General features: G+C 68.8%; 13 protein-coding genes. 8 read left to right on the top strand and 5 right to left on the bottom strand.

Annotated features, from left to right (window positions below; all coding sequences use genetic code 11):
* Positions 1–106: 106 nt before the first annotated feature.
* A complete protein-coding gene (dnaG, locus tag A9977_RS06040; RefSeq protein WP_183023969.1) occupies positions 107–2,182 on the bottom strand; it encodes a DNA primase in 2,076 nt (691 codons plus the stop codon).
* Positions 2,183–2,271: 89 nt separating this feature from the next.
* Here dnaG and A9977_RS06035 point away from each other — a divergent pair, with 89 nt between their 5' ends.
* Positions 2,272–3,150 (top strand): YihY/virulence factor BrkB family protein, encoded by an 879-nt coding sequence (locus A9977_RS06035; protein ID WP_183023968.1) that lies wholly within the window; start codon positions 2,272–2,274, stop codon positions 3,148–3,150.
* A gap of 100 nt (positions 3,151–3,250) precedes the next feature.
* Here the strand turns inward: A9977_RS06035 and A9977_RS06030 are convergent, their stop codons facing one another.
* On the bottom strand, positions 3,251–4,009 hold the full coding sequence (locus A9977_RS06030; protein WP_183023967.1) for a 3-hydroxyacyl-CoA dehydrogenase: 759 nt from the start codon (positions 4,007–4,009) through the stop codon (positions 3,251–3,253).
* A 144-nt stretch (positions 4,010–4,153) separates the two neighbouring features.
* Positions 4,154–4,711 (bottom strand): phasin family protein, encoded by a 558-nt coding sequence (locus tag A9977_RS06025; protein WP_183023966.1) that lies wholly within the window; start codon positions 4,709–4,711, stop codon positions 4,154–4,156.
* A gap of 222 nt (positions 4,712–4,933) precedes the next feature.
* On the opposite strand from A9977_RS06025, the gene A9977_RS06020 reads away from it, so the two are divergent.
* The gene (locus tag A9977_RS06020; protein ID WP_183023965.1) at positions 4,934–5,383 is read left to right on the top strand and encodes a thioesterase family protein; all 450 of its coding nucleotides are present in this window, start codon (positions 4,934–4,936) and stop codon (positions 5,381–5,383) included.
* Positions 5,384–5,435: 52 nt separating this feature from the next.
* Here A9977_RS06020 and A9977_RS06015 read toward each other — a convergent pair whose 3' ends face one another.
* Together A9977_RS06015 and A9977_RS06010 are read right to left on the bottom strand one after the other, a co-directional pair.
* On the bottom strand, positions 5,436–5,840 hold the full coding sequence (locus A9977_RS06015; protein ID WP_183023964.1) for a hypothetical protein: 405 nt from the start codon (positions 5,838–5,840) through the stop codon (positions 5,436–5,438).
* 54 nt (positions 5,841–5,894) lie between these two features.
* Positions 5,895–6,128, bottom strand: a complete 234-nt coding sequence (locus A9977_RS06010) for a CsbD family protein (RefSeq protein ID WP_183023963.1) — start codon at positions 6,126–6,128, stop codon at positions 5,895–5,897.
* Positions 6,129–6,328: 200 nt separating this feature from the next.
* Between A9977_RS06010 and pncB the strand changes: the two genes are divergently transcribed.
* The 6 genes from pncB to A9977_RS05980 all read left to right on the top strand — a co-directional run bounded on the left by pncB (position 6,329) and on the right by A9977_RS05980 (position 14,165).
* Positions 6,329–7,540, top strand: coding sequence for a nicotinate phosphoribosyltransferase (pncB, locus tag A9977_RS06005; RefSeq protein ID WP_183023962.1), 1,212 nt, complete (start codon positions 6,329–6,331; stop codon positions 7,538–7,540).
* A gap of 26 nt (positions 7,541–7,566) precedes the next feature.
* The gene (locus tag A9977_RS06000) at positions 7,567–8,970 is read left to right on the top strand and encodes a sodium:proton antiporter (RefSeq protein WP_183024139.1); all 1,404 of its coding nucleotides are present in this window, start codon (positions 7,567–7,569) and stop codon (positions 8,968–8,970) included.
* Between the two features lie 20 nt (positions 8,971–8,990).
* Positions 8,991–9,986, top strand: a complete 996-nt coding sequence (locus tag A9977_RS05995; RefSeq protein WP_183023961.1) for a D-glycerate dehydrogenase — start codon at positions 8,991–8,993, stop codon at positions 9,984–9,986.
* Positions 9,987–10,001: 15 nt separating this feature from the next.
* Positions 10,002–11,363, top strand: coding sequence for a DNA recombination protein RmuC (gene rmuC, locus A9977_RS05990; protein WP_310936093.1), 1,362 nt, complete (start codon positions 10,002–10,004; stop codon positions 11,361–11,363).
* The gene (locus A9977_RS05985) at positions 11,360–12,523 is read left to right on the top strand and encodes an MFS transporter (protein WP_183023960.1); all 1,164 of its coding nucleotides are present in this window, start codon (positions 11,360–11,362) and stop codon (positions 12,521–12,523) included. Before rmuC ends, A9977_RS05985 begins: the two co-directional genes overlap by 4 nt.
* 112 nt (positions 12,524–12,635) lie before the next feature.
* Positions 12,636–14,165: an MFS transporter gene (locus A9977_RS05980; protein ID WP_183023959.1), complete on the top strand. Its 1,530-nt coding sequence runs from the start codon at positions 12,636–12,638 to the stop codon at positions 14,163–14,165.
* The last annotated feature ends 30 nt before the right edge of the window (positions 14,166–14,195 follow it).

Here is a 14,195-nt window from a genome sequence, read left to right as displayed (position 1 = left end):
GGCCGGCCCGGAGGTGTTGCTGTCGCTCTTGCTTCATTCGCCGCGAGGCGAAGCCTTACATTATAGCGCCAAGCCCTTTTTCAAGGGGTGGTTTACCCTGGGGGCCCTATCCGGGCACCGAAGGCTTGAGGCGATGGCGCAGTTCCAGGCGCCGCTTCTCGAGCGCCTTGTAGCGCTCCAGCGCCTGCGGATCGCTGCCCACGGCGGCGATCGCCTCGCTCTGGCGGGCCTTGAGCAGGTCGTCGAGCATGAAGTCGAGCACGTTGCGCAATTCCTTGGCGGCATCGGCCGCCTGCTCGCCCTCGGGATCGGCGACGGGGCCACCGTCCGGCCCGCTCATCAGGCGTTCGACCATGGGCTCGAAAGGCTGGCCGCGCAGGCCTTCGCGCAGCGCGGCCCAGGGCTGGACGCCATGCTCGTGCATCTGGCCGTCGAGCCAGGTGAACAGCTGGCCGTGCTCGCCCGGCAGCGCGCACAGCAGCTCGTGCAATTCGTGCGACTGGGCTTCCCATTCGTGCATGTTCGACAGCAGCAGCCGCGCCGCCACGTCGGCCCGGCCCGGCGGGCGCAGGCGCGGCCGGGTCGCCGAGCCCTCGGTGGACCCGAAGCTGCCGCGTGCGCTGCGCCAGTCGCCGCCCTGGCCTTTGCCCTTGCCCTTGCCCTTGCCGCCCCAGCTGCCGCGGTCCTTGCGCTTGCCCCATCCCGCGCTGATCGGCGTGCCGTCGTCCTCGTAGCGCTGGCCGCCGCCCTCCTGCGGGCCCGGGTGGGCCTGGTAGCCCTGGTAGTCCGAGGAAGGTGCATCGGGGAAGTCGAGGTAGTCCGGCGGCGCGTCGCGCGAGGCCTCGCGGGGCGCGTCACGGCGGGCCCCGCCGCGCGCCGGGGCCGCGGCGGACCACAACGCCTCGATGTCGGCGGCGCCCAGCTGCACCAGTTCGGCGATCTCGCCCAGCAGCTGCCGCTTGAGCGCGCCGTCGGGCATGGCGCTCCAGAGCGGGCGGGCGTTGGCCGTCATGTGGGCGCGGCCCTCGGCGCTGCCCAGGTCGCAACCTTCGCGCGCGGCCTCGATCATGAAGCGGCTCAGTGGCGTGGCCTCGCTGACGAAGCGGGCGAAGGCCTCGGCGCCGTGCTCGCGGATGAAGCTGTCGGGGTCGTGCTCGGCCGGCAGGAACAGGAACTTGACGCTGCGCACGTCGGTGGCATAGGGCAGGGCGCCATCGAGGGCCTTGCGCGCCGCGCGCCGGCCCGCGGCGTCGCCGTCGAAGCTGAAGACCACCGAATCGGTGAAGCGGAACAGCTTCTGCACATGCTCGGTGGTGCAGGCCGTGCCCAGCGTTGCGACGGCATTGGGAAAGCCCAGCTGCGCCAGCGCCACCACGTCCATGTAACCCTCGGTGACCAGCGCGTAGCCGCGGTCGCGGAAGGCGGCGCGGGCCTCGTACAGGCCGTAGAGCTCGCGGCCCTTGCTGAAGACCGGTGTCTCGGGCGAGTTGAGGTACTTGGGCTTCTCGTCGCCCAACACCCGGCCGCCGAAGCCGATGCATTCGCCCTTGACGTTGCGGATCGGGAACATCACGCGGTCGCGGAAGCGGTCGTAGCGCTTGTCCTCGCCGTCCTCGCCCACGATCACCAGGCCGCTTTCGGCCAGCAGCGGGTTGTCGTACTCGGGGAACACGCTGGCCAGCGTGCGCCAGCCCGGCGGCGCATAGCCGATGCCGAACTGCTTGGCGACCTCGCCCGAGACGCCGCGGCCCTTGAGGTATTCGATGGCGCCGGGCGCCTGCCGCAGCTGCTTGCGGAAGGCCTCGCCGGCCTTCTCGAGCACGTCGGTCAGCGTGGCCTGCTTCTGGCGCTGGTTGGCGGCGCGGGCGCGCTCCTCGGGCGAGGCGTCGTCCTCGGGCACCTGCAGGCCGTACTGGCCGGCCAGGTCGTGCACCGCCTCGACGAAGCCCATGCCCGCGTGTTCCATCAGGAAACCGATGGCGTTGCCGTGCACGCCGCAGCCGAAGCAGTGATAGAACTGCTTGGTCGGGCTGACCGAGAAGGAGGGCGATTTCTCGCCATGGAAGGGGCACAGCCCCATGAAATTGGCGCCGGCCTTCTTGAGCGGCACGTAGCGCCCGACGATTTCCACCACGTCGGCGCGCGCGATGAGTTCCTGGATGAAAGAAGCGGGGATGGTCATGGTGGCGGGGAGCGGCAAATCATACGCAAGCGGCTGACACGGCGCGCGCGGGCATCCCGGCATACTGCGCTCGACATCCCGCCCATTCCATGCCCAGCCTCCGCCTCGCCCACCTCACGCCGCTGCTCCAGCACCCGCTGCGCTTCCTGTGGTCGGCCCTGAAGGGCTTCAAGGCCAACCAGGGCCTGCTGCTGGCGGGGGCGGTGGCCTATTACGCGCTGCTGTCGATGGTGCCGCTGCTGATCCTGAGCGTGATCGCGCTGTCGCACGTGATCGAGCAGGCCGAACTGCTGACCACGGTCGGCCGCTACCTCGAATGGCTGCTGCCCGGCCAGTCTCGGGCGGTGGTCGACGAGCTGCGCAACTTCCTGGCCCACCGCGACGTGCTCGGGCCGGTGCTGCTGGTGACCATGATCTTCTTCAGTTCGCTGGCCTTCACCGTGCTCGAGAGCGCGATGGCGAACATCTTCCACCACCGGAAAGCCGAGCGTTCGCGGCACTTCCTGGTGTCGGCGGTGATGCCCTACCTCTACATCCTGTTCCTGTGCGTGGGCCTGCTGCTGGTGACGCTGGTGTCGGGGGCGCTGCAGCTGATCGGCCAGGAAAGCGTCAATTTGTTCGGCTACAGCTGGTCGCTGTCCGGGGTTTCGGGCGTGCTGCTCTACCTGCTGGGGCTGGCGGGCGAGATCTTCATGCTGACCTCGCTCTACCTGGTGATGCCGGTGGGCCACCTGTCGCTGCGCCACGCCCTGCTGGGCGGCGTGACCGCCGCGCTGCTCTGGGAGGTCACGCGGCGCGTGCTGGTCTGGTATTTCTCGACCCTGTCGCAGGTCAGCGTGGTCTACGGCTCGCTCACCACCGCCATCGTGGTCCTGCTGAGCCTGGAAATCGCCGCCACCCTGGTGCTCTTCGGCGCCCAGGTGATCGCGCAGTACGAGCGGCTGGAGGCCAAGCAGGCCACGGCGTAGCGCGCAGGAAAGTGCCAGGGACACCGCGGAACCGGCTTTGCCGGGCCGCCGGTGCGGGCGACGCGGACACGAAGTGCCGCGACGCCTTCGGGGGGGCCGCTTACTTCGGCGCGAGACGGATCGCGCCGTCCAGGCGGATCACCTCGCCGTTGAGCATCTCGTTCTCGATGATGTGCTTCGCCAGCTTGGCGTAGTCCTCGGGCGTGCCCAGGCGCGAAGGGAAGGGCACGTTGGCGGCCAGCGCGTCCTGCACCTCCTGGGGCATGCCGAACAGCATCGGCGTGCCGAAGATGCCGGGGGCGATGGTCATGTTGCGGATGCCACTGCGCGCCAGGTCGCGGGCGATCGGCAGCGTCATGCCCACCACGCCGCCCTTGGAGGCGGCGTAGGCGGCCTGGCCGATCTGGCCGTCGTAGGCCGCGACCGAGGCGGTCGAGATCAGCACGCCGCGCTCGCCCGTGGCTTCGGGTTCGTTCTTCGCCATGGCGTCGGCGGCCAGGCGGATCATGTTGAAGCTGCCGATCAGGTTGATGGTCACGGTCTTGCTGAAGGCCGCCAGCGCGTGCGGGCCGTTCTTGCCGACCGTCTTCTCGCCGATGGCGATGCCGGCGCAGTTGACCAGGCCGAACAGCTTGCCCAGCTTCAGGGCCGCGGCCACGGCGGCCTGGCCGTCGGCTTCCTGCGTCACGTCGCAGCGCACGAACACGCCACCGATCTCGCGGGCCACGGCCTCGCCCTTGTCGGCCTGCATGTCGGCCACCACCACCTTGGCGCCCTGGGCCGCCAGCATCCGGGCCGTGCCCTCGCCCAGCCCCGAGGCGGCGCCGGTGACGATGAAAACCTTGCCTTCGATCTGCATGTTCGTATCTCCTGATGTAGAGCGACGATTATCGAAGACTGGCCCGGCCGGGGGCCACGCCCGCGCCCATGAAAAAAGGCCCCGTCGAAAGACGGGGCCTTGAAAGGGTCCGCGGAGGACCCGGAGACAACTTGCGTCGGGGGCTCAGCGCTTGCGCGAAGCGGTCTGGGCGGTGGTCTTGGCAGCGTTCGCGGCGGTGGTCGAGACCGCGTTGAAGTTGGCTTCGGCGACGTCCGAGGCTTGCTTGACGGCCTTCTGGACCGACTCGAAAGCGTTGTTGGCGGCAGCGACGGCGCTCTTCATCACGGCGACGGCGGTTTCCGAGCCGGCCGGTGCGTTCTTGGCGGCGCTGTCGACCAGACCGACGAAGGATTGCTGCGCTTCAGCGGCCTTGGCTTCGAAAGCCTTGCCGAATTCGCTGCCGGCGCCTTGGGCGATGTCGTACAGGTGACGGCTGTAGGCGGCGGTCTTCTCGGCCAGGGGCTGGAACAGGCTGGCTTGCAGGGCCAGCAGTTCCTGGGCGTCCTTGACGCTCAGCACCGCTTGCGTGGTGTTGGCGGCTTCGCTCAGGGCGGCCTTGGAAGCGGTCACGTTCAGTTCGACGAGCTTCTCGACGCCTTCGAAGGCCTTGGAGGTCAGGCCGAACAGGGTTTCGAGGTTGGCTTTTTGGGCGGCGAGGATTTGGTCAGCGGTCAGTGCCATGGTATTAGCTCCAGAAATGGTGGATGGATGGATCACGTTTGCGCTGCGCCTGTCTCGTCTATGTTGCGGTGCAGCATGGGCTCAAGTATAGGGAGATGCGCGCGGCAAGCAAGGGTTTGGACGCCTGTTGCCGCAGTTTAGGAAGCGCTGTCTAAAACCGGGCCAGTTTGCGCCAGGTCGGGGTGGCGCTCCCTCCGCAGCGGGCTGGCAGAATGCCGCGCCATGACGTCTTCTCCGTCCCCCCGCCCCCGGCCCGAGCACCGCGACAGCTACCGCGCCTTCCGCCGCATCTCGACCCGATGGGCCGACAACGACATGTACGGGCACGTCAACAACGTCGTCTACTACAGCTGGTTCGACACCGCGGTCAACGCCCTGCTGATCGAGCGCGGCGCGCTGGACATCCACCAGGGGCAGACAATCGGCTTCGTGGTCGAGACGCATTGCAACTACTTCGCGCCCCTGGCCTTCCCGCAGACGGTGGAAGCCGGCATCCGGGTGGCGCATGCCGGGGGCTCGAGCGTGCGCTACGAGATCGGCCTGTTCGCCGAGGGCGCCGCCGAGGCGGCGGCGCAGGGGCATTTCGTCCATGTGTATGTCGACCGTGCCACGCAGCGGCCGGTGCCTTTGCCCGACGCGCTGCGCCAGGTGGTCGAGTCGCTTCGGGCCTGAAAGACGAACGGCGCCCGAAGGCGCCGCGTCGAACCGTCCGGGGACGGACGAATTACATCTTCTTCATGGCCTTGATGTCGGCCTTGCCCTTGGCTTCGTCGGCCTTGGCTTGCTTCACGCAGGCGCTCTTGGCGTCACCGGTCTGGTCGTCGCACTTTTCCTTGGCGACGTTGTAGGTCATCGCGACCTTTTCCTCGGCGACCTTGCGGGCGTGGGCGTCAGTGGGCTTGTATTGCTGTTCCAGTTCGGCCTTGGCGACCTTCTCGGTGCCTTCGGCTTCCTTCTTGCAGACGTCCTTGGCGTTGTCCTTCATGGTGTCGCACTGCGCCTTGGCGACCTTGTAGTCGGCTTCGATCTTTTCCTTGGCGACCTTGTATTCGTCCTTGGTCAGGGCGCTGGCCTGGACGCCGATGAAGCAGGTCGAGGCGATGGCGAGCATGAGCAGATGTTTTTTCATGAGAGTTCTCTTTGGAGTTGGGTGGGTTTTGGAGAAAGGGAAATTCGTCGGTGCTCAGTACTTTTCGAACCAGAGCGCGCTGGGGGTGCGTCCGTCGGCCGATTCCCAGGCCTTGACCTGCTGTTCGGCTTCATCGCGGCTGATGCCGTGGCGTTCCTGGATGCGGCCGAGCAGCTGGTCGCGCTTGCCGGCGATGACGTCGAAGTCGTCGTCGGTCAGCTTGCCCCATTGCTCCTTGACCTTGCCCTTGAGCTGCTTCCAGTTGCCTTCGATGGTGTCTTTGTTCATGACGGTCTCCTTCAGGGTCGGTGAATCGATGGCCGCTCTGCCTTGCGGTGGAGCTGTGTGGCCGGCGTGAAGTCACTGTAGAAGCAGCGGCATTCCCGACCCGGTAGGACGCCCGGGGATGCAACCGTAGGCACAAGCCGACGGGGACCGTGATAATCGAGCGCACGCCGTTAACGACACCGAGACAAGCGCGCCGAACCATGATCATTCACAGCCTGCTGGACACCGACCTCTACAAGTTCACGATGATGCAGGTCGTGCTGCACCACTTCCCGGGTGCGCGTGTCGAGTACCGCTTCAAGTGCCGCAACCCCGGCGTCGACCTGGCGCGCTTCGCCAGCGAGATCCGCGAGGAGGTGCGGGGGCTCTGTTCGCTGCAGTTCAAGGACGCCGAGCTGTCCTACCTGCGCTCGATGCGTTTCATCAAGAGCGACTTCGTCGACTTCCTCGGGCTGTTCCGGCTCAACGAGAAGTACATCGACATCACGCCGCTGCCCAGCGGCGAGCTCGACATCAGCATCAAGGGCCCCTGGCTGCACACGATCCTGTTCGAGATCCCGGTGCTGGCCATCGTCAACGAGGTCTACTTCCGCAACACGCAACGCTCGGCCGACGTGGCCGAGGGGCGCCGCCGGCTCGAGACCAAGATCGGCGAGCTGCAGGCCGAGGGCCTGTCGGACCTCAAGATCGCCGACTACGGCACGCGGCGCCGTTTCTCCAAGTCCTGGCACGAGGAGGTGCTGCGCACCCTCAGCGCGCGGCTGGGCCCGGTCGTCTCGCCGCCCGAGCTCGGCGCCAAGCCGCCGCAGTTCGCCGGCACCAGCAACGTGCTCTATGCGATGAAGCTGGGCCTGATCCCGCTGGGCACCATGGCGCACGAGTACCTGCAGGCCTGCCAGGCGCTGGGGCCGCGGCTGCGCGACAGCCAGATCTTCGGCTTCGAGTCGTGGGCCCGCGAGTACCGCGGCGACCTGGGCATCGCGCTGTCCGACGTCTACGGCATGAGCGCCTTCCTGCGCGACTTCGACCTGTACTTCTGCAAGCTCTTCGACGGCGCGCGCCACGACAGCGGCGATCCCTTCCAGTGGGGCGAGCGCATGCTCGCGCACTACATCGCGAACCGCGTCGATCCGCTGACCAAGACGCTGATCTTCAGCGACGGCCTCACGGTGCCGCGCACCATCGAGCTCTACCGCCAGTTCCGCGGCCGCTGCCAGCTGGCCTTCGGCATCGGCACCAACCTGACCAACGACCTGGGCCACGAACCGCTGCAGATCGTGATCAAGATGATCCGCTGCAACGACCAGCCGGTCGCCAAGCTGTCCGACACCCCCTCCAAGAACATGTGCGAAGACGAGAAGTACCTGGCCTACCTGCGCCAGGTCTTCGAGATCGCGCAGCCCGCCGCGTGAGCCACGGCGCTCTTGCCGCGCCGGCGTTGCGACGTGTGGCGCTGCCGGCGCTGCTTCTGCTGCTGTGCCCCGCATTGGCGCAGGCGGCGGCCTTCGACGGCAGCCAGCTGTCGGCCTGGTGGGGCCTGCCCTTCGCCGCCATGCTGCTGTCGATCGCGCTGATGCCGCTGCTGGTGCCGGCCTTCTGGCACCACCACTACGGCAAGGTCACGGCGGGATGGGCGCTGGCCTTCCTGGTCCCCTTCGGCCTGGTGTTCGGGCTGCCCGTGGCCGGCGCCGAGTTCGTGCATGCGCTGCTGGCCGAGTACGTGCCCTTCATCCTGCTGCTCACGGCGCTCTACACGGTGGCTGGCGGCATCCACATCCGCGGCAACCTGAAGGGCGCGCCCGGCCTCAACGTGGCGATCCTCGCGCTCGGCGCGGTGCTGGCGAGCTTCATGGGCACCACCGGCGCCTCGATGCTGCTGATCCGTCCGCTGATCCGCGCCAACGACAACCGCGCGCAACGCGCACACGTGGTGGTGTTCTTCATCTTCATCGTGTCCAACATCGGCGGCTCGCTCACGCCGCTGGGCGATCCGCCGCTGTTCCTGGGCTTCCTCAAGGGCGTCGACTTCTTCTGGACGGCGCGCAACATCCTGCCCGAGACGCTGTTCGTGACCGCGGCCCTGCTGGCGATGTTCTGGCTGATCGATAGCCACTTCTACCGCAAGGAAGGCGTGCTGCCGGTCGATCCGACCCCGGACACGCGGCGCATCGGCTTCGACGGCGCGCTCAATTTCTGGCTGCTCGGCGGCGTGGTCGCGCTGGTGCTCATGAGTGGCACCTGGAAATCGACGCTGGTGTTCGACGTGTACGGCACGCCGGTCGGCCTGCCCGGCCTGGTGCGCGACCTGGGCCTGGTCGCGCTGACGCTGCTGTCGCTCAGGATCACGCCGCGCGCGGTGCATGCCGCCAACCAGTTCGGCTGGGCGCCGATGGCCGAGGTGGCCAAGCTCTTCGCCGGCATCTTCCTGACCATCGTGCCGGTGATCGCGATGCTCAAGGCGGGCGCGAACGGGCCTTTCGGCGCGGTGGTGGCGGCCGTCACGCGCGCCGACGGCCAGCCCGATCCGGCGATGTACTTCTGGGCCACGGGCGCGCTGAGTTCCTTCCTGGACAACGCCCCGACCTACCTGGTGTTCTTCAACACCGCCGGCGGCGATCCGGTGGCCTTGATGACCACCTATGCCAGCACGCTGGCGGCGGTGTCCGCCGGCGCGGTGTTCATGGGCGCCAACACCTACATCGGCAACGCGCCCAACCTGATGGTCAAGGCCATCGCCGAAGACCGCGGCGTGCGCATGCCCAGCTTCTTCGGCTACATGGCGTGGTCGGGCGTGTGCCTGCTGCCGCTGTTCGTCCTCGTCACCTTCATTTTCTTCCGCTGAACCTCCAGGAGTCCCGACCGATGCCCAAGCCCCATATCCTCGTCACCCGCGCCGTGTTCCCCGAGATCATCGAGAAGCTCAAGCTTCACTTCGAGGTGGAGGCCAACACGGACGATGTCGAATGGCAGGGCGAGGAACTGGTGCGCCGGCTGCAGGGCAAGCAGGGCGCCTTCACCACCGGCGGCGTCAAGATCGACGCGGCGGTGCTGGCCGGCTGCCCCGAACTCAAGATCTGCGCCAACATGGCGGTGGGCTACAACAACTTCGACATCGAGGCCATGACGCGCCACGGCGTGATGGCCACCAACGCGCCCGACGTGCTGACCGAGACCACGGCCGACTTCGGCTTCGCGCTGCTGATGGCCACCGCGCGCCGCGTGACCGAGAGCGAGCATTTCCTGCGCCGCGGCGAATGGAAGACCTGGCGCTACGACATGTTCGCCGGCTCCGACGTGCACGGCAGCACGCTGGGCATCCTAGGCATGGGCCGCATCGGCCAGGGCATCGCGCGGCGCGGGGCGCTGGGCTTCGGCATGAAGGTGATCTATCACAACCGCTCGCGCCTCGACGCCGGCATCGAGGCCGAGCTCAAGGCCGACTATGTGAGCAAGGAAGCGCTGCTGAAGTCGGCCGACCACCTGGTGCTGGTGCTGCCCTATTCGCCGTCCTCGCACCATGCGATCGGCGCCGCCGAACTGCGCCAGATGAAGCCCACCGCCACGCTGATCAACATCGCGCGTGGCGGCATCGTGGACGACGCCGCGCTGGCTGCGGCGCTGCGCGAGCGCACCATCTCGGCCGCCGGCCTGGACGTGTTCGAGGGCGAGCCCTCGGTGCACCCCGAGCTGCTCACCGTGCCCAACGTGGTGCTCACGCCGCACATCGCGAGCGCGACCATCCCCACGCGCCTGGCCATGGCCAACCTGGCGGCCGACAACCTGATCTCCTTCCTGGGCGGCAAGGGGCCGCTGACGCCGATCGTTCCCGTCGCGCCCGCCATCGCCGCCAGCAAGTAAGCGAGGCACCCCCACGTGCCGACTGCCGAAACCGGACTCTGGATCCTGCTGGCCCTGGTGGCCTTGAACCTCGTGCTGCTGGTCGTGCTGCTGCTGCGGCGCCCGCCGGCGGACCGCCATGCAGAGCTGGCGGACGCGCTCGCCGCCGGCAACGAGCGCACGGCCCGCGCGCTGCGCCAGGAGATCGGCGAATCCGCGCGCGCCACGCGGCAGGAGCTGGGCCAGAACTTCGCCAGCTTCCAGGCCGCGCTGGTGCAGCAGGGGGCCGAGGCCACACGCACGCAGAACGCGCAGATCGACGCCTTCGCGCAGCAGCTCACCTTGCTGCAGAAGACGCTGGCCGACACCCTCAGCACGCAGCTGCAGGGCCTGTCGGAGTCGAACGCACGCCGGCTGGCCGAAGTGCGCGCGACCATGGAGACGCAACTCGCGCAGCTGCAGCAGAGCAATGCCGCCAAGCTCGACGAGATGCGCCGGACGGTCGACGAGAAGCTGCAGACCACGCTGGAGGCGCGCCTGGGCGAGAGCTTCAAGCAGGTGGCGGACCGGCTCGACCAGGTGCACAAGGGCCTGGGCGAGATGCAGACGCTGGCCGTCGGCGTGGGCAGCCTGCAGCGCGTGCTGACCAACGTCAAGACCCGCGGCGTGTTCGGCGAGGTGCAGCTCGAGGCCCTGCTCGAGCAGGTGCTCACGCCCGACCAGTACGCCAAGCAGGTCGAGACCAAGCCGCGCAGCAACCAGCGCGTCGACTTCGCGATCCGCTTCCCGGGGCGCGGCGAGGACGGGGCACCGGTCTGGCTGCCGGTCGACGCCAAGTTCCCGCGCGACGACTACGAGCGCCTGATCGACGCCCACGAACGCGCCGATGCCGCCGGCGCCGAGCTCGCGGCCAAGGCGCTGGAGGCGCGCATCCGCGCCGAGGCCAAGTCCATCGCCGAGAACTACCTCGCGGCGCCGCACACCACCGACTTCGCGATCCTGTTCCTGCCGGTCGAGAGCCTCTATGCCGAGGTGCTGCGCCGGCCCGGCCTGATGGACGCGATCCAGCGCCAGCACCGCGTGACGCTGGCCGGCCCGACCACCTTGCTGGCCATGCTCAACAGCCTGCACATGGGCTTTCGCACGCTGGCGCTGGAGCAGCAGGCCTCCGAGGTGTGGAAGGTGCTGGGCGCGGTCAAGACCGAGTTCGAGCGCTACGGCGAATGGGTGGCGCGCATCAAGGAGCAGGTGGCCAAGGCCTCCGACACGCTCGACAAGGCCGACACGCGCGCCAAGCAGATGCGCCTGGCGCTGCGCAAGGTCGAGGCCCTGCCCGAGGCGCAATCGCAGGTGCTGCTGCCGAGCACCGCCGACACCGACGGCGACGGTACGCCGTGAAGGGCGCCGAACTCCTGCGCGTCATCGGGGCCCAGGTCTGCCTGCACGCCACCATGGCGGGCATGCGGCTGGCCACGCCGCTGCTGGCGCTGCAGCAGGGCTACAGCGCGGCCGCGGTCGGCGTGCTGATCGCGCTGTTCGCGCTCACCCAGGTCTTCCTGGCACTGCCCGCGGGCCGCTTCGCCGACCGCTACGGCTTCAAGCGGCCGCTGTGGTTCTCGGTCATCGCGGCCTCGCTGGGCGCCGGGCTGGTGATGGTCTTCCCGTTCTTCCCCGTGATGTGCCTGGCGGCCCTGCTGACCGGCGGCGCCACCGGCGCGACGGTGATCGCGCTGCAGCGCCACGTGGGGCGCTCGGCCACCGACTCGACGCAGCTCAAGCGCGTGTTCAGCTGGCTGGCCATCGCGCCGGCCGCGGCCAACTTCGTCGGCCCTTTCCTGGCCGGCATGCTGATCGACCACGCCGGGCTGGCACCGGCGGACCTGATGGCCTTTCGCATCTGCTTCGGGGTGATGGCGGTGCTGCCGATCCTGTGCTGGCTGATGGCGCGCGGTGCCGATGAGCCGCCGCTGATCGTCGCTGCCGCGGGCGCCGTGCCCACGCGCGCCTGGGACCTGCTGCGCGAGCCGATGTTCAGGCGCCTGCTGTTCGTCAACTGGCTGCAGTCCTCGAGCTGGGACGTGCATGCCTTCGTGCTGCCGGTGCTGGGGCACGAGCGCGGCATCAGCGCCTCGGTGATCGGCTCGATCCTCGGCGCTTTCGCGATCGCGGCCGCCTTCATCCGCGTGGTGCTGCCGCTGATCGCCTCGCGCGCCTCGGAGCGCAGCGTGATCCTGACCTCCACGCTGGTCACGGCGGCGATGTTCTCGATCTATCCGCTGCTGGTGTCGCCCTGGACCATGGGCCTGTGCTCGGTGATGCTGGGCTTCGCGCTGGGGGCGGTGCAGCCGATGGTGATGAGCATGCTGCACCAGATCACGCCGCATGCACGGCACGGCGAGGCGCTGGGCCTGCGCCTGATGACCATCAACGCCTCGAGCGTGGCCATGCCCATGCTGTTCGGCTCGCTCGGCGCGCTGATCGGCATCACCGGCGTGTTCTGGGTGGTGGGGGGCGTGCTGGTGGTCGGGGCGCGCGCGACCTGGGGCCTGAAGCTCTGAGCTGAGCGCGCCTGGAAAACCATGTTTCAAATGAGAGCAATTCTCATTTGGTTGACGAAATACTGACTTCGAGTCAGTATCGACGCCTTCCTCAATGACCTTTAAGGCGTCCATGGACCCGCTTTCCACGCCGGCCACCGATCCGCGCCGGCGCCTCGCGCTCGTCGCGGCCGTGTACCTCGGCAGCTTCATCGCCACGCTCGACGTGAGCATCGTCAACGTCGCGCTGCCCACCCTGCAGCGCGCGCTCGCCACCGACCTGGCCGGCCTGCAGTGGGTGATCGACATCTACGCGCTGTGCCTGTCGGCGTTCATGCTGTCGGCCGGCCCGCTGGGCGACCGCTTCGGCCGCAAGCGCGCCTGGCTGGCCGGCGTGGGCGTGTTCACCCTCGGCTCCGCGCTGTGCGCGCTGGCCGGCAGCCTGCCCATGCTGCTGGCCGGGCGGGCGGTGCAGGGCGTGGCCGGGGCCTTGATGATCCCGGGCGCGCTGTCGCTGCTGGCCCATGCCTTCCCCGAGCCCGCGGCCCGGGCGCGGGTGATCGGTGGCTGGTCGTCCTTCACCGCGCTCTCGCTGATCCTCGGGCCGCTGCTGGGTGGCTTGCTGGTGGACCATGCGGGCTGGCAGAGCATCTTCCTCATCAACCTGCCGATCGGCCTGCTGACCGTGGGCCTCGGGCTCTGGGGCATCCGCGAGAGCGCGCATCCCGAACATGCGGCGCTCGACCCGGTGGGCCAGGTGCTCAGCGTGCTGTGGCTCGGCGCGCTGACCTACGGCCTGATCGCCGCCGGCGAGCACGGCTGGGGCTCGGCACAGGCCACGACCGCGCTGCTGGCGGCCGTGGTCGGGCTGGCACTATTCCTGGGGGTGGAGGCGCGCGTCGAACGGCAGCTGCTGCCGCTTGCGCTGTTCCGCGATGCGCGCTTCGCGGTCACCAGCCTGGCGTCCTTCGTGCTGGGCTTTTCGTCGTACGCCAGCCTGTTCTTCTTCTCGCTGTTCCTGCAACAGGTGCAGGGCTGGTCGCCCAGCGAGACCGGCTGGCGGCTGGTGCCGCAGTTCGTGGCGACCGGGATCGTGGCCTCGCAGTTCGGCCGCCTCGCCAGGCGGTACGACGTGCACACGCTGATGGTCGCGGGCTATGCGCTGATCGGTGGCGCGATGCTGCTGCTGACGCTGTTCTCGGCCGACAGTCCGTACCTGCTGCTGGCGCTGCTGTTCGTCGTCCTGGGCGCGGGCTCGGGCCTGGCGGTGCCGGCCACGAGCACGGCGGTGATGGCCTCGGTGCCGGCACAGCGTTCGGGCATGGCCTCGGCCACCACCAATGCGCTGCGCCAGGCCGGCATGCTGATCGGCATCGCGCTGCTGGGCACGCTGATGAGCACGCGCGCCACGCTGCGGCTGGCCGATGCGCTCGCCCAGGCGGGCTTGCCCGATGCGCGGCAGGCGGCGGTGGCCGCGGTCTCGCGGCACGAACTGGGGGCGCTGGCCTCGCTCGATGCCGCCACCGCGCACCGCTTGCTGGCCGACGCGCTCACCGGCGGCTTCCAGGCCGCGATGGCCTGTGCCGGGCTGGCCGGCCTGCTGGCGGCGGGGCTGCTGCTGCGGGTCCGGCCGCGCGGCGCCGTGCTGCCGGTCCGGGCCTGAGGCGCCGCGCCGCATGCCCGCCGCCCTCGT

Origin of the sequence: Variovorax sp. UMC13, assembly GCF_014170375.1 — a bacterium.
Classification (GTDB): domain Bacteria; phylum Pseudomonadota; class Gammaproteobacteria; order Burkholderiales; family Burkholderiaceae_C; genus Variovorax.
The sequence above is the reverse complement of the archived record's forward strand: the minus strand, read 5'-3'. Positions and strand labels throughout refer to the sequence as shown.